Here is a 25,802-nt window from a genome sequence, read left to right as displayed (position 1 = left end):
GCCCGACGAAGGTCTGCGCCGTGAACAACTTACGAACCCCCTATCGCGGCCAGGAGGAGCTCCACGGCCGGCCGTTGTACGCTGATGAGCAGGCCCGGGAAGATGCCCAGGAGGACGAGCAGGAACGCGAGCGGCACGACGGCCGACATCTCGACCGGCCCGGCGTCCGTGGCCGCGGCCAGCGCGGGTCTCTCCGGGGCAGGACCGAAGATCGTGCGGCGCAGCATGTACGAGAGGTACATGACGCTCAGGATTATGCCCAGGGCCGCCAGCGCCCCCGCGATCGGGTACGCGACGAAGCCGCCCATGATGCTCATGAACTCCGAGACGAAGACCGCGAGCCCCGGCATCCCCATCGCGGCGAGCGCCCCGAGCGCCAGGAGCCCCCCGGCCCAGGGCATCCGCGCCGCCATCCCACCGAGCTCCCGGATGTTGCGGGTCCCGGCGCGGCTCGCGATAACCCCGACGAGGATAAACAACAGCGCCGAGTACAGCCCGTGCGTCACCTGCTGCATGACCGCCCCGTTGAGCCCGACCGCGTTGCCGGAGGCCACCCCGAGCAGGATAAACCCCAGGGTGCCTATGGAGGAGTACGCGACGAGCGCCTTCAGGTCCGGCTGCATGAACGCGACAAAGGAGCCGTAGATTATGTTCACGACCCCGAGCGCGGCGATGATCGGCAGGTACGGCTCGACCCCCTGCGGGAGCAGCGGGAGGGCGACCTTGAGGAGGCCGTACGTCCCGAGCTTCGGGAGGATGCCCGAGAGCACGACGTTCGTCGAGGTCGGGCTGGAGACGTAGACGTCCAGCAGCCAGCTGTGGAGCGGGACGGCCGGCGTCTTCACCAGGAGGCCGAAGAGGATAGGGGCGGCGATCGCGACCTGGGCACCCCTCGGCAGCCCGCCCCCGTTCAGCGCGTCGATGGAGAAGTTCGGCCCCGAGAGGATGCCCAGGGCCAGGAAGCCCGCGAGCATCACCGTGCTCCCGAGGAAGGTGTAGATAAAGAACTTCACCGCCGCCGGGCGCCGGTTCTCGTCCCCCCAGACGCCGACGAGGAGGTACATCGGGATCAGCGTGATCTCGAAGAAGACGTAGAACAGGATCAGGTCCTGAGCCGCGAACACCCCGAGCATCCCGACCTCGGCGATAAACAGGATCCCGAAGTACTGCTTCAGGTTCTCCCGCACGTCCCACGACGCGACCACGGCGATCAGGGTCAGGAGCGCCGAGAGGAAGAACATCCCGAAGCCGAGGCCGTCGAGCCCGACGCGGTAGCCGATGCCGAGGGCCTCGATCCAGTTCACGTCCTGCGTGAGCGACGGCGCGCCGAGGTCGCCCCTGTGGCGGAAGTAGATGTAGAGGGTCAGCAGGAACGGTACCGCCGCGAGGCCCAGGGCCGTGTAGCGGACCGTCCTCGCGTCCGCCGTGCGCGGGAACGCGAGCATGACGACCGCCGCGACGAGCGGGAAGAAGATCGTTATCGTGGTGATCACAGGCGCGTCCCTATCGCCACCGCGCCCACGGTCACGGCCGCTATCAACGCCACCACGAGGAACCCGTACTGCGCCCCCACTATCACCCCTATCACCAGTACGCTTACAAGAATGAACAGCGCGTAATTCTGCGCCCCGCCGCTCTGGAGCGGCCTGAGCCTCTCGCCGAGCCCGGAGACCCCGCGCCCGAAGCCCGAGACCATGCTCCCGAGCACCCGCCTGTCGAAGACGTTCGTCGCCCTGCCGAGCGCCATCGCCGGCCGGACGAAGAGCTTGTCGTAGATCGCGTCGAAGTACCAGCCCCGGTCCAGGAACGTGTGGAGGGGCGCGAAGCGGCGCGCGAGCGCGGCGGCCCGCTCGGGCTTGGGCACGTAGAGCGCGTACGCCAGCCCTATCCCCGCGAGCGCCACGGCCACCGAGATCGCCCCCAGCACGTAGTTGAACGAGTGCGTCTCGAGCTCGAGCGCCTCGACCGTGAACTCGCTCGGGGCGACGAGCGCGGAGAAGAAGTCCCTGATGGGTAGGCCGAAGGAGCCCTCGGGGATGCCGAGGAAGCCGCTCACGACGGCGAGGATGGCCAGGAGGACCATCGGCCCCGTCATGATGCTCGGCGACTCGACGGCCTCCCGCGCGCCGTCCGTCCGGGCCTCGCCCGTGAACGCGACGAAGATCGCGCGGAAGATGTAGAACGCCGTCAGGAAGACGGTGGCGAGCGCCATCGCGTAGAGGAGGTAGAAGCCCTCCTCGAAGGCGCCGGCGAGGATCGAGTCCTTCGACCAGAAGCCCGAGAGGGGGAAGATGCCGGCGAGCGAGAGCCCGGCCAAAACCATCGTCCAGAACGTCAGGGGCATCCTGCGCCGTAGCCCCCCCATGTCGAACATGTTGTAGCTGTTCATCGCGTAGATGATGCTGCCGGCCCCGAGGAAGAGCAGCGCCTTGAAGAAGGCGTGGTTAAAGAGGTGGAACATCCCGGCCGTGTACGAGCCGATCCCGAGCGCCATCATCATGTACCCGAGCTGCGAGACGGTCGAGTAGGCGATCACGCGCTTTATGTCCTTCTTGACGACGGCCATCGTCGCCGCCATGAGCGCCGTGAACCCGCCGATGTACGCCACGACGAGCAGCGCCTGCTCGCTCTGCACGAAGATGTCGTAGGTGCGCGCGACGAGGAAAACGCCGGCCGCGACCATCGTGGCCGCGTGGATGAGCGCCGAGACGGGCGTCGGGCCCTCCATGGCGTCCGGGAGCCAGACGTGCAGCGGAAACTGGGCGCTCTTGCCGACCGCGCCGACGAAGACCAGGATCAGGGCCGTCGTCAACACGGACCCGCCCACGAACCCGGCCGCCGCGGCCTCGGAGATCGCGCTGAAGTCCGTCGTGCCGGTCGCCCGCCAGAAGATGATGATCCCTATAAACAGCGCCGCGTCCCCGATGCGCGTGACGATAAACGCCTTCTGCGCCGCCTTGGCGGCGGAGGGCTTCTCGAACCAGTGCCCGATCAGGAGGTACGAACACAGCCCGACGAGCTCCCAAAAGATGTACAGCTCGATAAAGTTCGGCGCGACCACGAGCCCGAGCATCGAGGCGGTGAAGAGGTTGAGGATCGCGTAGTACCACGCGAACCTCCGGTCGTCCTGCATGAACGCCCCGGAGTAGAGTTGCACCATCAGGCTCACGAAGCACACCACCACGAGCATCATCGCGGCGAGGCCGTCGACGTAGACCCCGATCGGGAAAGAGCCGCCGGGCCCGAGGTTTATCCAGTTCACCGCGAAGTCGAGCGGCGCCCCCGTGCGGACCACGAAGTACAGCGCGAAGGCGCTGAAGACCAGCGAGGTCGCCACCCCGAAGATGGCGACGTACTGGGCGCCCTCCTTCAGGTAGCGGCCGAAGAGGGCCAGCACCAGAAAGACCAGCGCCGGCAGGCCGGGGATGGCCGCGATGATGAGTTGCTGTCCAACGCTCTGCGTCATCCGTTCCCCTAGCCTTTGAGCAGGTTGACTTCGTCGACGTTGACCGTCTTGCGCGAGCGGTAGACGGCGAGCACGATCGCAAGCCCCACCGCGACCTCGGCCGCGGCCACCGCGATCACCAGGACCGCGTACCCCGCCCCGAACCCGCCGGCGTCCGGCAGGTAGTCCGCGAAGGACACGAGCGAGAGGTTGACCGCGTTGATCATCAGCTCGATGCACATAAAGACGACCACGGCGTTGCGGCGGATAAGCGCGCCCCACGCCCCGATGGCGAACATGATCGCCCCGACGACGAGGTACCCTTCGAGCGGCAACGCCGCGTTCAGCGTGTCCACAAACTGCTGCACCTGCGGCGGCACTACTCCTCCACCCCCCTGTCTATCCCCTCGCCCGTCTTCCTGCGGCTGACCACGATCGCCGCTATCACCGCGACGAGCAGCAGGACGCTCGCCACCTCGAAGAGCAGCCCGAAGATCTCCGGCGCCCCGTTCACGCCGAGCAGGGTCTCGCCGAGCTGCCCGACGCTCCTCATGCCGTTACCGGGCTCGCTCCCCGACCAATCCTGGATCGTCACGATGTAGGCGAGAAACGCCCCGACCCCCGCCGTGACGAAAAATCCGGGCCAAAGCTGCTTCGAGATGATCGTCCGGAAGTGCCGGGCCTGCGGCTTCTGGGTGAACATGATCCCGAACAGGATCACCACCGTCACCGCCCCGACGTAGATCAGGACCTGGAACGCCGCGAGCGCCGGCGCGTTGAGCATCACGTAGAAGCCCGCTATCCCCAGAAACGCCCCCGACATGAACAGCGCGGAGTGGACGATGCTCCGGCTCAGCACCACGCCGAGGGAGCAGATCAGGGTCATCGAGGCCAGAAAGACGAAAGCGATGACCACGATCTAGGCCGCGTCTTCCTTGTTCGGAGCCTTGCGCGGGGCCTTTTTGGGGGCGGCCTTGCCCTCGGCGCCCTGGCCCGCTGCGGCCTTGCCGGCCGGCTTCTTCTTTTTCACGGCGGGCTTCGGGTCTATCGTCGGGTCCACCGGGCGCTCGCCGAACTGCCGCGCGAGCTCGAGGCGGTTGTAGGCCTGGGCCTCGAACTCCTCGGTGTGGTAGATGCAGTTGACCGGGCAGACCTCGACGCAGAGGGAGCAGTACATGCACCGCGAGTCGTCGATCACGAACCCGATGGCGTAAGGCTTCGGCTTTCCGGAGCCGTCGGCGTCGCGCTTGGTCTGCTCTATAGAGATGCAGTGATCGGGGCAGATGCGCATGCACTGCAGGCACGCGATGCACCTATCCATGTCCACGGTGAGCATGCCGCGGCTCCGCTCGGGGAGGTCGCGCTTGTACTCGGGGTAGGCGCGCGTGATCTTTTTGTCGAAGATGTGCTTGAAGGTGATCCCCATCCCCTTCAAGATTCCCTGTCCCAGCTGGGGCATCTGAAAACCTTTCTAACTAGAAGACCGACGGCAGCAGGAGCATGGCCCCGGCGGTGACGAACAGCCAGATCAAGCTGGCCGGTACGAGTATCTTCCAACCCAGGTCCATAAGCTGGTCCATCCTCAGGCGCGGGAGGCTCCACCTCACCCACTGGAAGGTGAACACGAGGATCGACGTCTTGAGGCCGAACCAGAACCAGTTGAAGTTCCCGAGATCGAGAAACTCGAAGGGCGGCTGCCAGCCCCCGAAGAAGAGCGTCACGGTGATCGCGGAGATCAGGCCCATCGAGGCGAACTCGGCCGCCTGGATCAGGGCCCACGTCATCCCGGAGTACTCGACCATGAACCCGCCGACGATCTCGCTCTCGCCCTCCGGCAGGTCGAACGGCACCCTCCTCGCCTCCGCGAGCCCCGCGATGTAGAAGACGACGAACATCGGGAGCTGCGGCAGAAAGTACCAGTGCCAGAACCCGCCCGCCTGGGCGTTGACGACGTCCACGAGCGAGAGGCTCCCCGAGAGCATGATGACCCCGAGCAGGCTCAGGATCAGCGGCACCTCGTAGGAGATCATCTGCGCCGCCCCCCGCAACGCGCCGAGCAGCGAGAAGCTGGACCGGCTCCCGTAGCCCGCCATGATCAGGCCCAGCGCCCCGATGGAGGTCATCGCGATAAAGAACACGATGGCGACGTTGAGGTCCGCTATCACGGCGTTCGGCGCGAACGGCACGACGAGCCACACGAGCGCCGCCGGCAGGAACATCGCGATGGGGGCCGCGAGAAAGACCCATATGTCCGCCCGGCTCGGGGCGAGGTTCTCCTTGGTGAACAGCTTGAAGACGTCGGCCGCCGGCTGCAGGAGCCCCCTCGGGCCCACCCTGTTGGGGCCGAAGCGCAGGTGGATGTAGGCCGAGACCTTGCGCTCGGCCATCGTGAAGATGGCCGCCAGGTTCAGGACCAGAAACAGCACCACGCCGAAGGAGAGAAGGAACCTTATCGGCTCCTGATTGAGGATGTCCAAGCTCAAAGCCCCAGTGCCTCCCTCGCCATTATTTGTCCCACGCCCCGGAGACCGGGTCTATAAGACCCATGATCGGCATGATGTCCGGGAGGTAGTGGCCCGGCACGATCTCCTGCAGAAGCTGCATGTTCACGGTGCACGGCGTCCGGTAGTGGACCCGGTACGGCGTGTCCGAGCCGTCGGAGACCACGTGCACGGCGTACTCGCCGCGCGCGGACTCGACCCGTCCGATGCCGTCGCCCTCCCTCGGCCGCAGGCGCCGGCCCATGTCCGCCATGACCTCGCCCTCGGGGAGGTTCTCCAGGATCTGCTTGATCATGCGGATGCTCTGCCTGACCTCGCCTATTCGGCACCGGTACGAGCCCTCCACGTCCCCGGCGGCGTCGGTGACGACGTCGAAGTCGAGGTTCTTGTACCAGCCGTAGGGGTAGTGCTTGCGCACGTCGAACGGGACCCCGGTGCACCTCAGCGGCACCCCGGTCAGGCCCATCTCGAGCGCCTTCTCCGGCGTCATCTTGCCGACGCCGCGCGTCCTCGCCCGGAAGATCTCGTTCCCCTCGATAAGGTCCACGAAGTCGTTGTCGAAGCGGCTCTCGAGGCCCTCGATGTACTCCCACATCTTCTCGGGCATCCCTTCGGGGAGGTCGGCCTTGACGCCCCCGATCCGGATGTAGTGGAACATCATCCTCGCGCCGGTGACGGCCTCGAAGATGGACTGTATGCGCTCCCGCTCCCGGAAGGCGTACAGGATCGGGGTGAACGCCCCGAGCTCCAGCATGAGGAAGCCGACGGACGGGATGTGGCTCATGATGCGCCCGAACTCGTTCATCAGCGCCCGGATGGCGTCGGCCCGCGGCGTTATCTCCACGTCCAGAAGCTTCTCCACCGCCAGGCAGTACCCGTACTCCATGGCGATGTTGTTCATGTAGTCGATGCGGTCCGTGATCGGGACGACCGCGGGGTACATGCGGTTCTCGGAGATCTTCTCCTTGCTGCGGTGCAGGTACCCCATCACGGGGTCGCACCGCACCACGGTCTCTCCGTCGAGCTCGAGTATGAGCCTCAACAGGCCGTGCATCGCCGGGTGCTGCGGCCCCATGTTCATGTCCAGCGTCTCCAGGCCGAACTCGTCCCTGATGTCCGAGCCCGCCAGACGCGCGCTGGCCCGGCTGCCCAGGCTTACTTGCTCGGTGCGGCGTTCTTCGCTAAGCATCCCTTTACCTCAAATTCTCGAAGGTGCGCTTGGTGCTGATCTCGAAGCTCTTCAGCAGCGGGTGGTGGTCGAAGTGATCCTGCCACATGTACAGCCGCCGGAGGTCGGGGTGGCCCTTGAACGCGACCCCGAACATGTCGTAGGCCTCGCGCTCGTGCCAGTTCGCCGTGGGGTAGACGTCGGTGACGGTATCTATCACCGGCTCCTCGCCCTCCACGGTCGTCTTCACCCGAACCTGACCGCCCCGCAGATCCAGAAGCTCGTAGGTGATCTCGAACGAACCCATCCGGTCCACCACGGTGATAAACGAGAGGTGCAGGATCCCGAGCGCCTCCCGCGCCGTCGTCAGGACCGAGCGCAGGGCCGAGGGCTCGATCACGATCCGCACGAGGTTGCCCTCGATCTCGGACTCCTCGAGCCCGTGCCTGTTCCGAAACCCCTCCAGGTAACGCTCCAGCCGCTCGTTGAGGTCCCCCTCGGGGAGCGTGAAGGCCAACTTAGGCGGTCCCCTTGGGGTCGGCGGGCTCCTCGGGGGAGCCGTTCTCCTGAGCGCTCGCGGCGGCGGCCTTCTCGGCCCTCTGCTGCTCCTTGAGCTTCTTCTTGACCTCGGCCGGGATCCAGCCGACGTCCGTCTGGGAGGCGGGCGGCATCCCCTTGCGCTCGAAGACGTAGGTGCGCTTCAGCGGCTTCACGCCCTCGAAGCGCGGGGCCTTGCCCTCCGAGATGTTCGTGTACTCGCGCTCGGGGAGGTACTCGAGAAAGTCCCCGTCCTCGGTGACGAGCGCGGGCCTCGGCTTCTCGTAGCCGACCTGCTGGTCCCGCTCGATCTTCTTCTGGAGCGTCATGATCCCGAAGATGAGCGCTTCGGGCCTTGGCGGGCACCCCGGCACGTAAACGTCCACCGGGATCACCCTGTCCGCCCCCATGAGGACGGAGTAGCCGTCGAGGAACGGGCCGCCGGAGATGGCGCAGGCGCCCATCGCGATCACCCACTTGGGCTCGGGCATCTGCTCGTAGAGGCGCGTCATCCGCTCGGCCATCTTCGTCGAGACGGTGCCCGAGACGATCATGACGTCCGCCTGCCTGGGGCTCGCCGAGAAGAAGCCGGCCCCGAAGCGGTCGAGGTCGTTGTGCGCCATGCCGGTGGACATCATCTCGATCGCGCAGCACGCCAGCCCGAACTGGAGCGGCCAGAGGGAGTTCTTTCTCGCCCAGTTGAAGAGCTTGTCCGAGCTCGTCGTCAGGACGTTCGGCTCGTTGAACCTTTGCATTAAACCCACTTGAGGGCCCCCTTCTTCCAGGCATAAGCGAGACCTACGCCCAGGATAAGCACGAAAATAATCATCTCGACAAAACCGTAGAGCCCCAGGTCCCTGTAGATGACGGCCCAGGGATAAAGAAAAGCCGCCTCGACGTCGAAGATCAGAAACAGCAGCGCGAAAACGTAGTACCGGACCGGGAAGGGCCGCCACGGATCCGTGACGGTCATCTCTCCGGTCTCGTAGTTGGCCCGCTTGACCTTCGCCCCCCTGCGACTCGGGGCGATGAGCCGGGCCAGGACCAGCGTGGTCGCCACGAAACCGACCACCATCAGGAGGAATAGCCCCACGTAGATGTATAGGGTGCCGTACCCTATCTCTTGGGCCCCCGCCTGCAACAGAGCTAGCGCCAAGTATGCCTCTCTTCCCGCGAGAAGTTTCCCGAAACCTGTGCGCAATATACTCGCGCTACAGGAATCTTGCAAGACGCTGCTAACGGTAGCAAATGGAGCTTAAAGCTTACTCTCCCGGACGGCGGACCCGTTGGCGGCCAGAATCTGCACGAACTGCACGAGCATCTGCCGGTACATCTCCAGCGAACGGGAGACCACGTACTCCCTCGGCCCGTGGTGCCCGCCGCCGATGGGCCCGAACTCGACCCCCGGGATGCCGGCGCGCTGGAAGTAGACGATGTCGGAGGCGCCGTGGCGGCCGACGCTCACCGGGTTGCCGTGGAAGTGGCGGGCGGCAACCTCGCGCAGGGCCTTCACGAACGGGTTGCGGCGGGAGACGTAGGTCGGCTCGCGCGAGAACAGCACCTCGACGTCGGCCGGCATGTCGATGGAGCGGATCTGGCGCGCGATCTCCCGCGGGTCCTGCTCCGGCAGGTAGCGGATGTCGAGGTCGTAGGTCGCCCGGTCCGGGACCCGGTTTATGACGTCCCCCCCGATGATCCGGGCCATGTTGATGCTCGGGTAGGGGAAGAGCTCGCTCCTCTCGCTCGCGAACGGGAGGTCCAGGAGGCGCTTGTAGTGCTCGTAGGCCAGGAGGACCGCGTTCTTGCCGAGCCAGGGGCGGGAGCCGTGCGCGCTCTTGCCCTGCAGCATCACGCGCAGGTCCAGAACGCCCTTCGCCTGCACCCCGATGTGGAAGTCCGTCGGCTCCCCCGTGATAAGGAAGTCGCCCGTGTGGCCGTTCTCGATGAGGACCTCCGCCCCCGTCGGCCCCCGTACTCGCGCTCCTCGTCCGGCACGATCAGGAGCTCCACGGTGCAGTCGCACCCCAGAGCGTGCAGGTCCTCGACGGCGTACATCATCGCCGCCAGAGCCCCTTCATGTCGTAGACCCCGCGGCCGTAGAGCTCCTCGCCCTCCTCGTACGGCTCGAACTGGTCCTCGTTGCCGGGGACGACGTCCGCGTGGGCGTGAAGCAGGATCCTCGGCCCCCCGGATCCGGCCCGCGCCACGAGCGAGGAGAGCTCCCCGTTCGGCCCCGCGCCCTTGTACCGGATAGTCTCCAGACCCCGCGCCTCGAACCAGCCGTTTACGAAGTCCATCGTCGACTCCGCGGCCCCAGGCGTGTACGAGCGGTACCGCACGAGCCTGCGGGTGAGCGAGAGTACCTCGACCTTGTTCTTGACCACCGCCAGTTTTAGATCTCCGTTCCGTTACGATGGAGCTACGGATGATCCGTGCATCTTAGCAACCGTTCCTCGGACCGTCTCTCCTTATCTACCCCATGACGGTACCGGGATATTCGGAGACGCCAACATCGGCGCGGTAGGGGCCGGCGCGCGACTACTGCTCCCACACCACCGCGCGGCAAGGCACCGGCCCGTCGCGCGCGATCCGCGCCGCTACACCCCAGGAGCGCCGGGCCTTAAGGATCCGACCTGGAGGCGTGGTCGAGCGGGACGCGGGCTCCGGGCGTGCAGTTCTGGAGGACGTGTTCCGGTAGGAGGTCTGTGAGGACCTAGCGGCTTACCGCGGGCTCGGTGCCGAAGGCGACGGTCGCGCCGAGCCCGGAGAGCTTCTCCTCGAAGCCCTCGTAGCCGCGGAGGATGTGCCTCGCCCCGTCCACGACGGTGGTGTCTTCGGCGACGAGCCCCGCCATGACGAGGGCGGCGCCGCCCCTGAGGTCCGGCGACTGGACGATCGTGCCGGAGAGCTTCTTCGGGCCCTTGACCATCGCGCGGTGGCCGCCGAAGAGGTCTATGCCGGCGTTCATCCGGTTAAGCTCCTCGGCCACCTGGAGACGGTTCTCGTATACGTTCTCGGTGATGATCCCGGCCCCCGAGGTCTGGGTTAGCAGCGTGATCATCTGCGCCTGGAGGTCGGTGGCGAAGCCGGGGAAGGGGAGCGTCGAGACGTCGACGCTGCCGAGCTCGGCGGGGTCGGAGACCTGCACGCGCAGCCCGTCGCCGGTGTCCGCGACGTCCACCCCCATCTCCCGCAGCTTGACGAGTTCCATCTTGAGGTGCGCGGGGTCCACGCCCCTGACCGTCACGTCCCCGCCGGTGGCGGCGGTCGCCATGACGAACGTGCCCGCCTCGATGCGGTCGCCCAGCACCACGTAGTCCACGGGGTGCAGCTCCTCGACGCCCTCCACGACTATGCGGCCGGTCCCGGCACCGAAGACGTTGGCCCCCATCAGGTTTAGAAACTCCGCCAGGGCGACGACCTCGGGCTCGCGGGCGCCGTTCTCGATGATGGTCGTGCCCTGCGCCAGCACGGCGGCCATCATCACGTTCTCCGTCGCGGTGACGCTCGGGTACTCGAAGTAGACCTCGGCCCCCTTCAACCCGTTGGGCGCCGTCGCCCTGATGAAGCCGTGATCCAGCTCCACCTCGGCCCCGAGCGCCCGCAGCCCGTTGAGGTGGAAGTCGAACTTCCTGAGGCCGAGGTTGCACCCGCCGGGGGCCGAGACCTCGGCCTCGCCGAAGCGCGCGACGAGCGGGCCGAGCACGACTATGCTCGCGCGCATCTGGCGCACGAGCTCGTAGGGGGCGGTGTAGGAGTCGATGGTCCCCGCGTCGATCTCCAGCGTGTTGCCGCTGAAGTCGCTCCCCGCCCCGAGGCCGTCGAGGACCGCGAGCATGGTGTCCACGTCGCGGATGCGGGGGACGTTGTGCAGCGTCGTCCGACCCGGGGCGAGGAGCGCCGCCGCGATAAGCTTCAGGGCCGCGTTTTTGGCACCCGAAACCCTTACCTCCCCCGCGAGCCGCCTGCCACCCTCGATGTAGAACCTCTCCATGAAGACCACCCTCCCGATTTTGCATTCTCGGTACGGGGGCCGTCTTCCGCGACCCCGTGAAACGGTTGCGGCTACTCGCCGCCGTACTCGCGGGCCACGCGGGCGAGGTTCTCGCCCATCCGGCGCCGGCGCTCGATATCGGCGCGAGCCCTCTCCGTGTTCTCCTCGTCGTCCCCTCCGAGAGCTCCGAGAGCTCGTTCTCGGCCTCCTCGATGCGGGTCTGGGCCGCGTCGGTGTCGATCTCCCCCGCCGGCACCGCCTCCTCGACCAGAATCTGGACGAGGTTCTCCGAGACCTTGAAGAAGCCGTCGGAGGTGGCGTAGACGTGGCGCTCCTCGCCCTGCTGGATCCTCACGTCCCCGATCTCCACCGTGGAGACGGTCGGGGCGTGGTCTACCAGCACCCCGATCTGTCCGTCCGCGATCCTCGCGACGACCAGATCCACCTCGTCGTCGAAGATCATGCGCTCGGGCGTGATGACCCGGCAGTAGAGCTGCCGGCTCTCACGCTCCTCCGAACGTCCCTCCGTCACCCCTAGCCTTCCCCGTCGGAGTTGTCGTCCCCTTCGGCCCCGTCGCCCTCGGAGTCGCCGCCCTCGGAGGAGTCATCCTCCTCGCCGGAGAGCTGGCGGGCCTTCTGGACTACCTCGTCGATGCCGCCGACGAGGTAGAAGGCCTGCTCGGGCAGATCGTCGTGCTTGCCCTCCACGACCTCCTTGAACGACCGTATCGTCTCCTCGAGGTCGACGAACTTGCCCTCGAGCCCCGTGAACTGCTCGGCCACGAAGAACGGCTGCGACAGGAAGCGCTGCAGCCTCCTCGCCCGGCCCACGATGACCTTGTCCTCCTCGGAGAGCTCGTCGATGCCGAGGATCGCGATGATGTCCTGCAACTCCCTGTAGCGCTGCAGGATGTTCTTGACCTGCTGGGCCACCTGGTAGTGCTCGTCCCCGACCACCGACGGGTCGAGGATGGTGGAGGAGGAGGAGAGCGGGTCGACGGCCGGGTAGATGCCCTGCGCGGCCAGGGAACGCGACAGCTCGACCGTGGAGTCGAGGTGGGCGAACACCGTGAACGGGGCGGGGTCGGTGAAGTCGTCCGCCGGGACGTAGACGGCCTGGAACGAGGTGATCGAGCCCTTGTTGGTCGAGGTGATCCTCTCCTGCAAGGCGCCCATCTCGGTGCTCAGGGTCGGCTGGTAACCGACCTCGGAGGGCATCCTTCCCATGAGGGCGGAGACCTCGTTGCCGGACTGCACGAAGCGGAAGATGTTGTCGACGAAGAACAGCACGTCCTGGCCGAGCTCGTCGCGGAAGTACTCGGCCTGGGTAACGCCGGTCAGGGCGACGCGGAAGCGGGCCCCGGGCGGCTCGTTCATCTGCCCGAAGACCATCCCCGTGTTCGGGAGGACGCCCGCCTCCTCCATCTCGCCGTAGAGATCGTTGCCCTCGCGCGTCCGCTCGCCCACGCCCGCGAAGACCGAGGTCCCCTCGTACTGGAGCGCGATGTTGTTTATGAGCTCCGTGATGAGAACGGTCTTACCGACGCCGGCGCCGCCGAACAGGCCGGCCTTGCCGCCGCGGCGCACCGGGCACAGAAGGTCGATGACCTTGATGCCGCTGACGAACTGCTCGGCCTGCGTCGTCAGGTCCGCGAACTTCGGCGCCGGGCGGTGGATCGGCCAGTAGTCGTCGGCCTTGACCTCGCCCTGCTCGTCGACCGGGTTGCCGAGCACGTCGAGCACCCGCCCGAGCACGTCCTTGCCGACCGGGACCGCGATCGGACGGCCCGAGTCCCGGGCGTCGATGCCGCGCTTGAGGCCGTCGGTCGAGGACATGGCCACGGTCCGCACGACGTCGTCGCCGAGAAGCTGCTGGACCTCCAGGACGAGCTCCGGCGCCTCGCTGTCTTCGCTGAGGGTGACCATCAGAGCATTAAAGATCTCCGGGATCTCCTCCGGGTCGAACCTCACGTCCACGACCGGACCCTTGACCTCGATCACGGTCCCGACGCCGGTCACCTTGCCGTTCGCGCCGCGCTCCCTCTCCTGGGTCTGAGCCTGGCCGTTACCGCCGTTCGAGCCGCCGTTGCTCTCGTGACCCGGGGTGCGCCGCGCGTTGGTCTGCCGCTGGTCCTCCGTCCCGGTCCCGCTGGACTGGGAAGAGCCCTCCTCCTGCTGACCCTCGGCGGCGGGCTCACCGGCGTTACCGCCGGTGGCTCCTCTGAGTAGATCCTTGGCCTTATCCATGGCCCCCTCGAACTTATCCATTGCGTAGCCTCCTGCTTAGACGCATCCGCCCTATCCGGCGGACAGGGCCTCCGCCCCGCTTACGATCTCCAGAATCTCCTGCGTGATCTGGGCCTGGCGGGCCTTGTTCATCTGCAGGGTAAGGTTGTCCGACAGCTCGTTGGCGTTGTCCGTGGCGTTCTTCATCGCCGTCATCCGCGCGCCGTGCTCGCCGGCCGCGCTCTCCAGGAGCGCCTGCCAGATCATCGTCTCCACGTAACGCGGGACGAGCTTCTTCAGGACGGTCTCGGCGTCCGGGATGTACTCGAAGTACGAGGCGTCCGAGCCGTTCTCGCCCTCATCCTCGTCTTCCTCGTCCTCCTGAGCCACGGGCAGAAGCCGCGTGACGACCGGACGCTGGGTGAGCGCCGTCTCGAAGCGGTTGTAGACGAGGTGGACCTCGTCGGCCTCCTCGTCGTCGAAGAGGCCGACGAGCGCCTGGCCGATCTCGCGCGCCTGCTCGTAGGTCGGGCTGTCGGAGAACCCGGTGTATGTCTCTGCCAGCTCTATGCCGCGGAACCGGAAGAACGAGACCGACTTCCGGCCGCTCGCGACCTGGACCTTCTCCCCGTCCAGCTCCTCCCGCAAGCGCACGGTCCGCCTCAGAACCTGGGCGTTGAAACCGCCGGCGAGCCCCCGGTCCGCGGTGATGGTCGCGACGGCGACCCGGCGCACCTCGTCCCGACCGGCGAGGAGCGGGCTCGAGCCCGTGGCGCTCTTCGCGACGTCGCGCATCATCTGCTCGACGTTCTCGGCGTAAGGCCGGGCCTTTTTGACCCGGCTCTCCGCCTTCCGGAACTTCACCGCGGAGACGGTCTGCAGAGCCTCCGTCACCTTGGAGATGTTCTTTATGGAGTCGATCTGCCGCTTGAGGTCGCGGAGGGAGGCCAAGGTCTAGCTCTCCCCGTCCTCGTCGGAGGTACCGGCCGAGGCGTCCACGAGCTGGGTCGCCTGCGATTCGTAGTTCTGGTTGAAGTGCTCGATGGCCTCCTTCAAGCTCCCCTCGTTCTCGTCGGAGAGCTGCTGGGAGTCGCGGATGCCGTCCAGGATCTCGCCGTGACTGTCGCGCATGTAGTCGCGGAACTGGCGCTCCCAGTCGCCGACGGAATCGTTGTCCACCTCGTCGAGGTAGCCGTTGGAGGCGGCGTAGAGCACGACCACCTGCTCCTCTACCGGCATCGGGTCGCGCTCCTGCTGCTTCAGGATGGACGTCAGGCGCTCGCCGCGGTTCAGCGTCTGCTGCGTCGCCTTGTCCAGGTCGCTCCCGAACTGGGCGAAGCTCGCCAGCTCCTGGTACTGGTTCAGGTCGAGCCGCAGCGTGCCCGCCACGCTCTTCATCGCCTTGATCTGGGCCGAGGAACCGACCCGGCTCACCGAGTTGCCGGTGTCGATCGCCGGGCGCTGGCCCGCGTTGAACAGGTCGCCCTCGAGGAAGATCTGCCCGTCCGTGATCGAGATGACGTTCGTCGGGATGTAAGACGAGATGTCCCCCGCCTTGGTCTCGATGACCGGCAGCGCCGTCAGGGACCCGCCGCCCGCGTCGTCCGAGAGCTTCGCGGCCCTCTCCAGGAGGCGCGAGTGGAGGTAGAAGACGTCGCCCGGGTACGCCTCGCGGCCCGGCGGACGCCTCAACAGGAGCATCATCTGCCGGTACGCGACCGCGTGCTTGGAGAGGTCGTCGTAGATCACCAGCGCGTCCTGGCCCTGGTTCATGAAGAACTCGCCGATGGCGCAGCCCGCGTAGGGGGCGAGGTACTGCAGCGTCGCCGACTGGGAGGCGGAGGCGTTCACGATGGTGGTGTAGTCCATCGCCCCGGCCTCTTCCAGCGACGAGACGACGCCCGCGACCGAGGAGTCCTTCTGGCCGACGGCGACGTAGATGCACTTCACGTCCTGGTTGGCCTGGTTGATGATCGTGTCGAGCAGGATCGAGGTCTTGCCCGTCTTCCGGTCGCCGATCACGAGCTCGCGCTGTCCCCGGCCGATCGGGATCATCGCGTCGATCGCCTTGATGCCCGTCTGGAGGGGCTGCTTCACCGGCTGGCGCTTGATGATGCCCGGCGCGACGATCTCGACGGGGAGGTTGTCCTCGGCCTCGATCTCGCCCTTCCCGTCCATCGGACGGCCCAAAGCGTCGATGACGCGGCCCAGGACGCCGCCGCCAACGGGCACGCTCGCGAGGCGCTCGGTGCGCCGCACGATATTGCCCTCCTGGATGTGCGTGTCGTCGCCGGCGACGATCACGCCGACGTTGTCCTCCTCGAGGTTCAGGGCGAGCCCCATGACCCTGTTACCACGGGCGTCCTCGAACTCGAGCATCTCCTGATACATCACGTTCTGCAGGCCGTGGACGCGCGCGATGCCGTCCCCGACCTCTAGAACCTGTCCCACCTCCTCGGTGCGGACCCGGTTCTCGTAATCCGTTATGGCTCCCTTTAGTATGGAGGAGATCTCCTCCGGCCTGAGCCTACCCACTAGACTGCCCCTCTCTCGTGCATGGTTTCCCGGAGGCTCGCAAGCTGCCCCCGCACGCTACCGTCTACCTGTCTGCCGCCGAACCTGAAGACCGCCCCGCCCACCAGCTCGGGGTCGACGTGGGTCTCGAGGACCACGTCCTTGCCGTCCAGAATGCGGCCCAGCCGCGATTTTACCTCGTCGAGTTCTCCCTGAGTCAGCTCGACCGCGGTCGTCAGGTCGACCTCGATCCTTCCGAGGTGCTCCTTGACCAGATCCTCGTACCGCAGCGTTACCTCGTCGAGGATCTCCGTCCGGTCGTTGTCCGTGAGAACCTTCAAGAAGTTCGTGGTGGAGGTCGTCATGCCCTCCGTGAGCCCGTCGAGGGCCCGCCGCTTCTGGTTCTCCGGGATCTGGGTGCCGTAGAAGAAGAGCCTCAGCTCCTCGCTCTCATCCAGGGCACCCAAAAATTCCCTGAGGTTGTCTAGCGTCTCCTCGAGCTCCCCACGCTCGCGGGCGGCCTCGAAGAGGGCCTCGGCGTAGGTCGATACCGCGCTCAAACGCTACCTACCGCCCCGCCCGTCGCCGACCCCGGAGGTGGCGACGTCGGACTCGAGGCTATCCAGAGCGTCCGAGATCAAGCGATCGTGGTCGTCGCGCTCGATGGAGCGCTTGAGGACGCGCTCGGAGGCCACGACGACCATGTCGGCGACCTCTTGGCGCACGCCGCGGAGGGCGGCCTCGCGCTCGCGCCCGATCTCGTTGCGGGCCCGCTCGATGATCTTATCGGCCTCCTCACGGGCCTCCTTCTTGGCCCGCTCGCGCTGGGCCTCGCCCTGCTTGCGCGACTCGTCCAGAATCTGGCGCGCCTCGCCGCGGGCCTCGTCGATCTGGCGCCGGTACTCGGCCAGAAGCTCGTGGGCCTCCCTGCGCGTGCGCTCCGCCTCGTCGATCGACTCCTCGATCGCCCGCTGGCGGTCCTGGATCTGCTTGCGGATCGGCGGGAACACGTACCGGATAAGCAGGAACAGCAGGATCAGGAAGGCGACGACCTCCCAGAAGATCAGCCTCGTGTTGGGTATGTCGAAGATACCCGTCGGGTCTAGCTGAGCCACCATCTCGACCATGTCCCCGTCCCCTTTCTAGCCTTGCTTAAAGAACGAAGGCGATGAGGAGGGCGAAGACGATGCCGTAGAGGGCGAACGCCTCGACGAGCCCGATGCCGAGGAACATCAAGGTCCTCGTCTGGTCGAACGCCTCCGGCTGGCGGTGGATCGACGCTATGGTCTGGCCGATCAGGTACCCCATCCCGGCCCCAGGCCCGATGACCGCCGTGCCGGCCGCGATGCCGGTCCCGACGTACTTGAGCCCGTCCGCGCTGTTGTCCGCCTGGAGTAGCAGGGCCAGCAAGGGTTGAACCGCCGCCAGTATATCCATGTATTACCGCTCCTCTCTTCTGCTTTTGCTACGCCTGTTTGGTCGAGGGCCTAGTGGTCCTCGCGGAACATCGCCTGTTCGATGTAAACCTGCGTGAGTATAGCGAAAATGTACGCCTGCAGGACGGCCACGAAGATCTCGAAAGCGTAGAAGACCACCGCCAGCGGGACCGAGACCAACGGCACGATGGCCCCGACGCCGCTCAGGCCGAAGTACAGGATAAGGCCGAGGAAGACGAAGATGATCAAGTGCCCCGCGAGGATGTTGGCGTAGAGCCGGAGCCCGAGCGTCAGCGGCTTGGTGAACTCCTGCAAGATCTCCAGGAACGTCATCAGCGGCACCATGAGCGGCTTGGCGGGCAACCCCGGAGGGGCGAAGCTCTTCAGATACCTCACCGGGCCGTTACGCCGGAAGCCTTCGTACTGCGTCAGGATGAACGTCATGAGCGCGAGCACGATCGTGAACGAGATGTTGGCGGTGACCGGGTAGCTCGTCGGGATGAGGCCTATAAGGTTGAGCACGAGGATGAACACGAAGAGGGAGAGCGTGTACGGGAACCACTTCTTCCCCTCCTCGCCGACCTGACCGCCGAAGCTGCGCCCGAAGCCGTAGAGCTCCTCCACGATGACCTGATACGCGCCGGGCCGCGTGCTGAGGATCCTGCTCCCCACAAAGAGTATGAGGAACGTGAGCGCCGTCCCTATGAATAGGAACCACACGCTCTTGTCTATGGAGATGTCGATGGGTCCGAGGTGTATCGGTATGTGCCAGGTCTCCCTGGCGGTCTCCCACGTGTGCAGGATCTCGTGCCTCAACTCGTCCTGACTCACCTGTGCCAGCGTCAACAAGCCCATCAAACCTCCACCCTTCGTTCCTCTGTCTCCGGCGCCGAGCCACCCGCACCGTAGTCCGTTCCAAGGTTTCCCGCCATCTTTAACGCTACCGGCACGAGAACCACGTTCTCGGCCAGAAACACCCCGGCGAACCCGCCGAGCATCGCCAGCGCCGGCCACGACTCGAGGTACGCGGGGACTCCCAGAGCCACCGCGACGAACCCGTAGCGCGCCACGAACGATCCGGCCCCCGCCAGCACCCAGGCCCGCGTCCCCCTGAGGAGCCAAGAGACCGTCACCGCCGTCGAGACGAAGCTCAGGATCCCAACCCCAACCCCGTACGACAAGGCCCCGGCGTGCGAGCCGCCGTAAAGGTACCAGACCAGGGCGGCCACCGGCACGGCCAACCCCGCCGTCCATGCCGCGCACAGAAACGCCAGCTTCCAATGCGCCCCATCAACCGCCCAGGCTCTTTATCGCCCTGTGCACGTAGTACAAGCTCCCGACGAAGCCGATCGCAACCCCGACCAGAAGAAAGAGCGGGAGCGTGCCGACAAACCTGTCCAGAACGAAGCCCGCGAGGACCGGCGCCCCAGGATCAACCCCAGAGTAAAACCGATGCCCAGAAACCGGGTCGCATTACCCCCACGTCCGTTCCCGCGCGAATTGGTGTCCGCCATCGGCTAGATACTACTCCAGGCTCCGAAGTATTTCAATTTCTTGCAAATTGTTTCGAGCCCGCTACAACGGCGGTTTCTTCCCGCGCACGGGCGGCGTCTCCGCGAGCCTCGCAGCCCCTCAACCGGGCGCTTCTTCGCGGTCGTCGCCGAGCCGTACCACCGAGAGGCCGCCCTCGCTCGCGAGCTCCATCGCCAGCCCGTCCGGGTAGCCCCCGGCGTAATAGACCTCCTCGACGCCCGCGTTCATGATCATCTTGATGCACAAGAGGCAGGGCTGGTGGGTGCAGTAGACGGCGGAGCCGCGCACGGAGACGCCGTGGTAGGCGGCCTGGATCAGGGCGTTCTGCTCGGCGTGGAGCGTCCGCTGGCAGCTCTCGCGGCCGTCGACGATGCGGATCAAACACCCGACGTCGTCGCAGTGCGGCATCCCGGACGGGCTCCCGTTGTAGCCGGTGGTGAGGATGCGCTTGTCGCGCACGACCACCGCCCCGACGGCGAGCCGCGGGCACGTCGAGCGGGTCGCGACCTCGTGCGCAATGCGCATAAAGTACTCGTCCCACGAGGGGCGCGCCCTCTTGAGAGCGGCGTGGCCCTCCGAGGTGTCCACCGACGGGTCCTTAAAGGGTTCCATACAACCTGTCCCCCGCGTCGCCGAGGCCCGGCACGATAAACGAACGCTCGTCGAGCCCGGGGTCGAGGGCGGCGGTGTAGAAGGTCACGTCCGGGTGCTCGCGCGTCACGCGCTCGACGCCCGGCACGGCGGAGACGGCGTGGAGGCAGGAGATCCAGGTCGCCCCGTACTCCTTGAGCTTCGTCAGCGTCGCGGAGAGGCTCCCGCCCGTCGCGAGCATCGGGTCGAGGACGAGCACGAGGTAGTCCCCGATGTTCTGCGGGAGGTTGACGTAGTACTCGACGGGCTCGGCGGTCTCCTCGTCCCGCTGAAGGCCCATGAAGCCGACCGTCGCCTCGGGGAGGAGGGCAAGCGCCCCGTCGAGCATACCGAGACCCGCCCGGAGGACGGGGACGAGGCAGACCGGGCCGGAGATCTCCTCCACCTCCGTCTCCACGAGCGGGGTGCGAACCCGGACCGTCCGCGTCGGCATCGAGCGCGTCGCCTCCGCGACCATCACGAGGGCGAGCTCGCGCATCGCGCGGCGGAACTCGGGGGTCCCGGTGGTCTCGTCGCGCAGGGTCGCGAGCTTGTTGCGGCTCAGGGGGCCGTCGACGACGCGGAGGTTCTCGGCCAGCGTCCCCTCAGGCATAGAGCGGGTAGGCGTCCGTGAGGGCGGTGACGCGGTCACGCAGCCCCTCGGTCTCCCCGCGCACGGCGGCGACGATGATCTCCGCGATCTCGCGCATCTCGTCCTCCCCCATCCCGCGCGTCGTCATCGCGGCCGTGCCGAGCCTCACGCCGCTCGTGACCGTCGGCGGCTCGGGGTCGTTCGGGATCATGTTCTTGTTGCACGTAACCCCGACCTCGTCGAGGACGTGCTCGAGCTGCTTCCCGTTCGTCCCCGTCCCCCTCAGATCCACGAGCATGAGGTGGTTGTCCGTCCCGCCGGAGACGAGGTTGATCTCGCCCTCCATCAAGCCTTCGGCAAGGGACCGCGAGTTCTCCACGATCTTCCGGGCGTAGTCCTTGAAGTCCGGCCTCAGCGCCTCCCCGAAGGCGACGGCCTTGCCGGCGATGGCGTGCATCAAGGGGCCGCCCTGCATCCCCGGGAAGACGCGGCTGTTCACCTTCTTGCCGAAGGGCTCGCGGCTCAGGATCATGCCGCCCCTCGCCCCCCGGAGCGTCTTGTGCGTCGTCGTCGTGACGATCTCGCAGAAGGGCACCGGCGACGGGTGCATCCCGGCCGCGACGAGCCCCGCGATGTGCGCCATGTCGGTCAGAAAGTACGCCCCCACCTCGTCGGCGACCTCGCGGAACTTCTCGAACTCGATGATGCGCGGGTAGGCGCTCGCCCCGGCGATGATGAGCTTCGGCTTCTCGCGGCGCGCCGTCTCGCGGACCTCGTCGTAGTCGATGTAGCCGTCCTCGCCGACCCCGTAGTGGACGAAGTCGTACATGCGGCCGGAGAAGTTGATCTTCATCCCGTGCGTGAGGTGCCCACCGTGCGCTAGATCCATCGAGAGGACCTTGTCGCCCGGCTCGATCAGGGCGGAGTACGCGGCCTCGTTCGCCTGGCTCCCCGAGTGCGGCTGCACGTTCACGCTCTCAGCCCCGAAGAGCTCCTTGGCCCGCTCGATCGCGAGCACCTCGACCTTGTCTACCTGCTCGCAGCCCCCGTAGTACCTCTTCCCGGGGTAGCCCTCGGCGTACTTGTTCGTCAGCACCGAGCCCTGCGCGGCAAGCACCGCCGGAGACGCAAAGTTCTCGCTCGCGATCAACTCGATCGTCGTTCTCTGACGCTCCAGCTCACCATCGAGCGCCGCCTGAACCTCTGAATCAACCTCAGTGTACGGGCCTATCATTCTTCTACCTCCGGTTCACGGTAAAACTTACTTGCCGTTCAGGGTTAGGGGCTCTCCGTCCCGGTGCTCGACGGTGTTGCGTACCGCAGATGGTGCCGTACCCCACGCCTTTCCCCTGCTGATCGGACGGACCGACAGAGTATAAACGTTGCACAGTACGGCCTCAAACGGGCGCCGTGACGCGGTTTACCCCTCCATCATGCGGGAGAGCGTCGCCTCGTCCAGCCCGGCTCCGGGCCTCAGGATCCTGGCCCGCCCCCCGGAGAGGTCCACGACGGCGGAGGCCTCCCCGCCCCCCGACTCGCCGGCGACGGCGAAGTCCGCGCTCTCCCGGATGACCGGGTCCACCCCATCGAGGGTGGCGGGAGCGGGGCCTCCGGCGGGGTTGGCGCTCGTGGCGTAGAGGGGGCTACCGTACTCGGCGAGCAGCTCTCGCACCGTCGGGTGGTCGGGGACCCGGACGCCGATCGTACCTCCGTCCTCCCGATCCAGGACGAGCGTCAGGGGGCCCGGCCACAGGGAGCGCGCCAGAGCCTCCGCGACGGGCGGGACGCGGGACGCCAGCCCGAAGGCGCTCTCCGCCGAGGGGCAGAGCAAGGCTATGGGCTTCGTCGGGTCCCTGCCCTTGATCCCCGCGAGCCTGTCGAGCCCCGTCTCGCCGGCGACGAGCCCTACCACCGTCTCCGTCGGTACGAGCCCGACGCCGCCGCCGCGCAGGAGCTCGGCGGCCTCGCGAGGGGCGACGGTCCTCAAGAGCCGCCCGTCCACTTCAGCAGGGCGACTCGCGGCGTACCCGTGAGATCCGGGGCGGTGCCCCTGGGGACGAACCCCCTGCTCCGGCCCAGTTCGAGGACCGAACGGGACTGGTCGTGGCCTATCTCCAGCACCACGCCGGCCCCGTCGGCCAGCAGCGGGGGCGTCTCCTCGAAGATGCGCCGGTAGAACTCCAACCCGTCGGGGCCGCCGTCGAGGGCGGAACGCGGGTCCCAGTCGCGGACCTCGGGGGCGAGGCCCGGGATCTCCGCGCTCGTGATGTAGGGCGGGTTGGAGACCAGCACCTCGACGCTCCCGCGCAGGGCGTCGAGGCCGGCGGTTAGATCTGTGTGGTGGAGGTGGACCCTTACGCCGGCCTTCTTCGCGTTGGCGCGGGCTACCTCAAGGGCGCCTTCGGAGATGTCGGTGGCGTGCACCTCGCAGCGGGGGCGCTCCTGGGCAATGGACACCGCGATGGTGCCGGAGCCGGTCCCGATGTCGAGGACGCGGCACGAGCCCCCGCGTTCGTCGATGCGGGTGAGGGCGACGCTCACCACGCTCTCGGTGTCCGGGCGCGGTATCAGCGAGTGCTCGTCGATGTCGAGCTCGAGGTTGCGGAAATAGGTGTAGCCGAGGATGCGCTGCACGGGCTCGCGGCGGAGGCGGCGTTGGATCCAGGCCTCGTAGGTCGCGGCTTGCTCCTCGGTCATGGGCTCCTCGCGCCACGCCAGGTTGCCGCGCCGCAGGTCGAGGAGCTCGGCCATCAGGATCTCGGCGGAGGCCGCGGGCTCCGGCACCCCGGCCTCCTTCAGCCTGAGGGCGGCCTCCCGGACCGTGCGGTAGACGCTCGCCCGCGCTACTTTATCTCGTCGCCCCATTGCCGCTAGCCGGCGCGTTCGCCTCCGCCGCGAGCTTCTCGGCCCGCTCCTTGGCCGAGAGCGCCTTCGTGAACTCCTCGAGGTCGCCGCCCAGCGTGCTCTCCAGGTTGTGCGAGGTCACGCCGACCCGGTGGTCCGTGATGCGGCCCTGGGGAAAGTTGTAGGTGCGGACCTTCGCGGAGCGGTCGCCGCTCCCGACCTGGGCGAGGCGCATCTCGCCCGCCTGCTTCGCCCGCTCCTCCATCTCGCGCTCCAGGAGGCGCGACTTCAGGATGCGTAAAGCCTGCTCCTTGTTCTGGAGCTGGCTCTTCTCGTTCTGGCACGTCACTACGAGGCCGGTCGGCTTGTGCGTGATCCTTACGGCCGAGTCCGTGGTGTTCACGCTCTGGCCGCCGGGGCCGCTGGAGCGGTACACGTCGATCTCCAGGTCGTTCGGCCCGATCTCGACCTCCACGTCCTCGGCCTCGGGCATGACCGCGACGGTCGCCGTGGAGGTGTGGATGCGCCCCTGGCTCTCCGTCTTCGGGACCCGCTGGACGCGGTGCGTCCCGCCCTCGTGCTTGAAGACCGAGTAGGCGCCGTCGCCCTCGATCTCCAGGATGACCTCCTTGTACCCCCCGACCTCCGCCGGGTTGGAGGAGAGGGTCCTGTGCTTGTAGTTCAGGCGATCAGCGTAGCGCGAGTACATCTCCTCGAGCTCGCCCGCGAAGAGCGCCGCCTCGTCGCCGCCCGCGCCCGCCCGGATCTCGACGATCACGTCCTTGTCGTCGTTCGGGTCGCGGTCGACGAGCTCGACGCGGATCTTCTCGGAGAGCTCCGCCACCTTCTCCTCGGCCCCCTCGGCCTCCGCGGCGAGAAACTCCCGCATCTCGGCGTCCTCGGCCGTCGCCACGAGCTCGCGGGCCTCCCGGCCCTCCTGTATGGCGTCGAGCAGCGCCTGGGACATCTCTGCCCCGCGCCGCATTCTGGAGTGCTCCTTGGCGATCTCCGCGTAGCGGCGCTGGTCGGAGTAGATGTTCGGGTCCGAGAGCTCCCTGGTGAGCGCGTCGTGGCGCGCCAGCGTCTCCTCGGCGAGTTTGACTACCTGTTGATCCATGACTTGTGTAACTCTTCTCGGTCTTTAGATTACGAGCTGGTTTGTGGCGTCGGGCTTGATGCGGGCCTCTTCCTCCAGGGAGAGGACCTTCTTCAGCGACGCCATCGCGACCTCGACCTGATCGTCGGTGGGCTCGCGGGTAGTCAGCTTCTGGAGCTGCAGGCCCGGCCAGACGAGGACGCGAACGATCGGGTTGCCCTGGTTCCGGGCGCTCCACATGATGAACTCGAAGGCGAGCCCGGCGACGAGCGGTATCACGACCACGCGCGCGGCGAGCGCCTCGACCCACCAGTCTATCGGCAGGAGGCTGAACACCAGGATGCTCATCACGAGCACGTAGAGGATAAAGCTCGTCCCGCACCTCACGTGGCTCGTGTCGAGCTTGCGGGCGTTCGCGGGGATCATCTCCTCCCCCCGCTCGTAGACCTTTATGGCCTTGTGCTCGGCGCCGTGGTAGGCGAAGAAGCGCTTTATGTCCTTGCTCACCGCCGTGATGCCGAGGAGGTACAGCATGAAGATGCCGATCCTCAAGGCGCCCTCGACGAGGTTGAAGAGGAGCGGGTTCTCGATGCTGTTCCCGATCAACCACCCCAGGCCCTTCGTCCCGAAGACGGGGGCGGCGAGGAACAGGAGAAAGGCGAGCACGAGACCGAAGATCATCGTAAAGGCGATCTCCTTTTTGGAGAGGTCCTCGTCTTCGCCCAGCGCTATGTTCGTCGAGAGGGCCAGCGCGCGCATGCCGAGCCACAAGGTCTCCGCGAGCGAGAGGAAGCCCCGCAGGACGGGTATCCTGAAGAGCCTGCTCTTGCGCGTGATGGAGCGGAAGGGCTCCGCCTGAACGTCGAGCTCGCCCTTCGGCGTCCTGACCGCCATCCCCCAGAAGTTGGGGGAGCGCATCAGGACGCCCTCCATGACCGCCTGTCCGCCGACCCTCACGACGCAGCCCCTATCGGTTCTGGCGGGCCTGCTGGCGGTTCCTGAACCGCTGCACCCGGCCACCGGAGTCGAGGATGCGCTGCTTGCCCGTGTAGAAGGGGTGGCAGTTCGAGCAGACGTCGACCGTGATCGCGTCGCCCGCCGTCGAGCGAGTATCGAAGTCGGTGTTGCAGCTCGTGCAATGGACGTGCGTCGTCGTGTACTGGGGATGTATGTCGGTCTTCATAGAAGCCTCCGGTTGTAATTGGTCGTAAGAACGTATTTTACCGCGCCGGGCGAGAAAAACCTGGAGGGGCGACCGCTACCGCGTGGCCGCCCCCGGGTCGTCG

At 66.8% G+C, this 25,802-nt stretch carries 29 protein-coding genes and 2 pseudogenes; 1 reads left to right on the top strand and 30 read right to left on the bottom strand.

Annotation, left to right across the window (positions count from 1 at the left end):
* Nucleotides 1-29: 29 nt before the first annotated feature.
* The 13 genes and pseudogenes from GBA65_RS09760 to murA form a co-directional block, all read right to left on the bottom strand.
* Entirely contained in the window at nucleotides 30-1,493 is a 1,464-nt protein-coding gene (locus GBA65_RS09760) for a complex I subunit 4 family protein (protein WP_166396401.1), read from the bottom strand.
* Nucleotides 1,490-3,466: an NADH-quinone oxidoreductase subunit L gene (gene nuoL / locus GBA65_RS09755; protein WP_166396400.1), complete on the bottom strand. Its 1,977-nt coding sequence runs from the start codon at nucleotides 3,464-3,466 to the stop codon at nucleotides 1,490-1,492. Before nuoL ends, GBA65_RS09760 begins: the two co-directional genes overlap by 4 nt.
* 8 nt (nucleotides 3,467-3,474) lie before the next feature.
* A complete protein-coding gene (nuoK, locus tag GBA65_RS09750) occupies nucleotides 3,475-3,744 on the bottom strand; it encodes an NADH-quinone oxidoreductase subunit NuoK (protein ID WP_407691084.1) in 270 nt (89 codons plus the stop codon).
* An 80-nt stretch (nucleotides 3,745-3,824) separates the two neighbouring features.
* A complete protein-coding gene (locus GBA65_RS09745; RefSeq protein ID WP_166396399.1) occupies nucleotides 3,825-4,361 on the bottom strand; it encodes an NADH-quinone oxidoreductase subunit J family protein in 537 nt (178 codons plus the stop codon).
* 3 nt (nucleotides 4,362-4,364) lie between these two features.
* Complete coding sequence (locus GBA65_RS09740) at nucleotides 4,365-4,904, bottom strand: NuoI/complex I 23 kDa subunit family protein (protein ID WP_166396398.1); 540 nt, start codon at nucleotides 4,902-4,904, stop codon at nucleotides 4,365-4,367.
* 16 nt (nucleotides 4,905-4,920) lie between these two features.
* Nucleotides 4,921-5,928, bottom strand: coding sequence for an NADH-quinone oxidoreductase subunit NuoH (gene nuoH / locus GBA65_RS09735; RefSeq protein ID WP_166396397.1), 1,008 nt, complete (start codon nucleotides 5,926-5,928; stop codon nucleotides 4,921-4,923).
* Nucleotides 5,929-5,950: 22 nt separating this feature from the next.
* Complete coding sequence (locus GBA65_RS09730; protein WP_166396396.1) at nucleotides 5,951-7,135, bottom strand: NADH-quinone oxidoreductase subunit D; 1,185 nt, start codon at nucleotides 7,133-7,135, stop codon at nucleotides 5,951-5,953.
* Nucleotides 7,136-7,139: 4 nt separating this feature from the next.
* The gene (locus GBA65_RS09725) at nucleotides 7,140-7,631 is read right to left on the bottom strand and encodes an NADH-quinone oxidoreductase subunit C (protein WP_166396395.1); all 492 of its coding nucleotides are present in this window, start codon (nucleotides 7,629-7,631) and stop codon (nucleotides 7,140-7,142) included.
* A 310-nt stretch (nucleotides 7,632-7,941) separates the two neighbouring features.
* Nucleotides 7,942-8,406 (bottom strand): annotated as a pseudogene (locus GBA65_RS26330) (NADH-quinone oxidoreductase subunit B); the annotation flags it as partial.
* On the bottom strand, nucleotides 8,406-8,726 hold the full coding sequence (locus tag GBA65_RS09715) for an NADH-quinone oxidoreductase subunit A (protein ID WP_166398441.1): 321 nt from the start codon (nucleotides 8,724-8,726) through the stop codon (nucleotides 8,406-8,408). The pseudogene GBA65_RS26330 and the gene GBA65_RS09715, both read right to left, overlap by 1 nt.
* 180 nt (nucleotides 8,727-8,906) lie before the next feature.
* Nucleotides 8,907-9,674 carry a M20 family metallopeptidase gene (locus GBA65_RS09710; RefSeq protein ID WP_166396394.1) on the bottom strand — a complete coding sequence of 256 codons (768 nt, stop codon included), beginning with the start codon at nucleotides 9,672-9,674 and terminating at the stop codon, nucleotides 8,907-8,909.
* A gap of 31 nt (nucleotides 9,675-9,705) precedes the next feature.
* Entirely contained in the window at nucleotides 9,706-10,035 is a 330-nt protein-coding gene (locus GBA65_RS25155) for a M20/M25/M40 family metallo-hydrolase (RefSeq protein WP_166396393.1), read from the bottom strand.
* Nucleotides 10,036-10,364: 329 nt separating this feature from the next.
* Entirely contained in the window at nucleotides 10,365-11,645 is a 1,281-nt protein-coding gene (murA, locus tag GBA65_RS09700) for a UDP-N-acetylglucosamine 1-carboxyvinyltransferase (RefSeq protein WP_166396392.1), read from the bottom strand.
* Between the two features lie 56 nt (nucleotides 11,646-11,701).
* Here murA and GBA65_RS24215 point away from each other — a divergent pair, with 56 nt between their 5' ends.
* Entirely contained in the window at nucleotides 11,702-11,968 is a 267-nt protein-coding gene (locus GBA65_RS24215; protein ID WP_228281798.1) for a hypothetical protein, read from the top strand.
* Here the strand turns inward: GBA65_RS24215 and GBA65_RS26325 are convergent.
* The 17 genes and pseudogenes from GBA65_RS26325 to rpmE form a co-directional block, all read right to left on the bottom strand.
* Nucleotides 11,881-12,108, bottom strand: a pseudogene (locus GBA65_RS26325) (FoF1 ATP synthase subunit delta/epsilon); the annotation flags it as partial. The gene GBA65_RS24215 and the pseudogene GBA65_RS26325 overlap by 88 nt on opposite strands.
* Before the next feature lie 71 nt (nucleotides 12,109-12,179).
* A complete protein-coding gene (gene atpD, locus GBA65_RS09690; RefSeq protein WP_228281789.1) occupies nucleotides 12,180-13,913 on the bottom strand; it encodes a F0F1 ATP synthase subunit beta in 1,734 nt (577 codons plus the stop codon).
* 30 nt (nucleotides 13,914-13,943) lie between these two features.
* Complete coding sequence (locus GBA65_RS09685; RefSeq protein WP_166396391.1) at nucleotides 13,944-14,822, bottom strand: F0F1 ATP synthase subunit gamma; 879 nt, start codon at nucleotides 14,820-14,822, stop codon at nucleotides 13,944-13,946.
* A 3-nt stretch (nucleotides 14,823-14,825) separates the two neighbouring features.
* Nucleotides 14,826-16,406, bottom strand: a complete 1,581-nt coding sequence (gene atpA, locus GBA65_RS09680) for a F0F1 ATP synthase subunit alpha (protein WP_166396390.1) — start codon at nucleotides 16,404-16,406, stop codon at nucleotides 14,826-14,828.
* Complete coding sequence (atpH, locus tag GBA65_RS09675) at nucleotides 16,406-16,945, bottom strand: ATP synthase F1 subunit delta (protein WP_166396389.1); 540 nt, start codon at nucleotides 16,943-16,945, stop codon at nucleotides 16,406-16,408. The genes atpA and atpH overlap by 1 nt, the downstream gene beginning before the upstream one ends.
* 3 nt (nucleotides 16,946-16,948) lie before the next feature.
* Entirely contained in the window at nucleotides 16,949-17,512 is a 564-nt protein-coding gene (atpF, locus tag GBA65_RS09670; protein ID WP_166396388.1) for a F0F1 ATP synthase subunit B, read from the bottom strand.
* 25 nt (nucleotides 17,513-17,537) lie between these two features.
* Nucleotides 17,538-17,822 carry an ATP synthase F0 subunit C gene (gene atpE / locus GBA65_RS09665; protein WP_166396387.1) on the bottom strand — a complete coding sequence of 95 codons (285 nt, stop codon included), beginning with the start codon at nucleotides 17,820-17,822 and terminating at the stop codon, nucleotides 17,538-17,540.
* Between the two features lie 50 nt (nucleotides 17,823-17,872).
* A complete protein-coding gene (atpB, locus tag GBA65_RS09660; RefSeq protein WP_166396386.1) occupies nucleotides 17,873-18,670 on the bottom strand; it encodes a F0F1 ATP synthase subunit A in 798 nt (265 codons plus the stop codon).
* A gap of 5 nt (nucleotides 18,671-18,675) precedes the next feature.
* Entirely contained in the window at nucleotides 18,676-19,062 is a 387-nt protein-coding gene (locus GBA65_RS09655) for a hypothetical protein (RefSeq protein ID WP_166396385.1), read from the bottom strand.
* Nucleotides 19,063-19,453: 391 nt separating this feature from the next.
* Complete coding sequence (locus tag GBA65_RS09650) at nucleotides 19,454-19,966, bottom strand: deoxycytidylate deaminase (RefSeq protein WP_166396384.1); 513 nt, start codon at nucleotides 19,964-19,966, stop codon at nucleotides 19,454-19,456.
* Entirely contained in the window at nucleotides 19,953-20,597 is a 645-nt protein-coding gene (gene upp, locus GBA65_RS09645) for a uracil phosphoribosyltransferase (protein WP_166396383.1), read from the bottom strand. The genes GBA65_RS09650 and upp overlap by 14 nt, the downstream gene beginning before the upstream one ends.
* Nucleotides 20,590-21,810, bottom strand: a complete 1,221-nt coding sequence (locus GBA65_RS09640; RefSeq protein WP_166396382.1) for a serine hydroxymethyltransferase — start codon at nucleotides 21,808-21,810, stop codon at nucleotides 20,590-20,592. The genes upp and GBA65_RS09640 overlap by 8 nt, the downstream gene beginning before the upstream one ends.
* A 186-nt stretch (nucleotides 21,811-21,996) precedes the next feature.
* Nucleotides 21,997-22,563: an L-threonylcarbamoyladenylate synthase gene (locus GBA65_RS09635; RefSeq protein WP_166396381.1), complete on the bottom strand. Its 567-nt coding sequence runs from the start codon at nucleotides 22,561-22,563 to the stop codon at nucleotides 21,997-21,999.
* Entirely contained in the window at nucleotides 22,560-23,441 is an 882-nt protein-coding gene (gene prmC / locus GBA65_RS09630) for a peptide chain release factor N(5)-glutamine methyltransferase (protein WP_166396380.1), read from the bottom strand. Before prmC ends, GBA65_RS09635 begins: the two co-directional genes overlap by 4 nt.
* On the bottom strand, nucleotides 23,425-24,537 hold the full coding sequence (gene prfA, locus GBA65_RS09625; protein WP_166396379.1) for a peptide chain release factor 1: 1,113 nt from the start codon (nucleotides 24,535-24,537) through the stop codon (nucleotides 23,425-23,427). The genes prmC and prfA overlap by 17 nt, the downstream gene beginning before the upstream one ends.
* A 24-nt stretch (nucleotides 24,538-24,561) precedes the next feature.
* Complete coding sequence (locus GBA65_RS09620; RefSeq protein WP_166396378.1) at nucleotides 24,562-25,473, bottom strand: DUF1385 domain-containing protein; 912 nt, start codon at nucleotides 25,471-25,473, stop codon at nucleotides 24,562-24,564.
* Between the two features lie 10 nt (nucleotides 25,474-25,483).
* Nucleotides 25,484-25,699, bottom strand: a complete 216-nt coding sequence (gene rpmE / locus GBA65_RS09615; RefSeq protein WP_166396377.1) for a 50S ribosomal protein L31 — start codon at nucleotides 25,697-25,699, stop codon at nucleotides 25,484-25,486.
* Between the last annotated feature and the right edge of the window lie 103 nt (nucleotides 25,700-25,802).

Source organism: Rubrobacter marinus, from assembly GCF_011492965.1.
Taxonomy (GTDB): Bacteria; Actinomycetota; Rubrobacteria; order Rubrobacterales; family Rubrobacteraceae; genus Rubrobacter_F; species Rubrobacter_F marinus.
The sequence above is the reverse complement of the archived record's forward strand: the minus strand, read 5'-3'. Positions and strand labels throughout refer to the sequence as shown.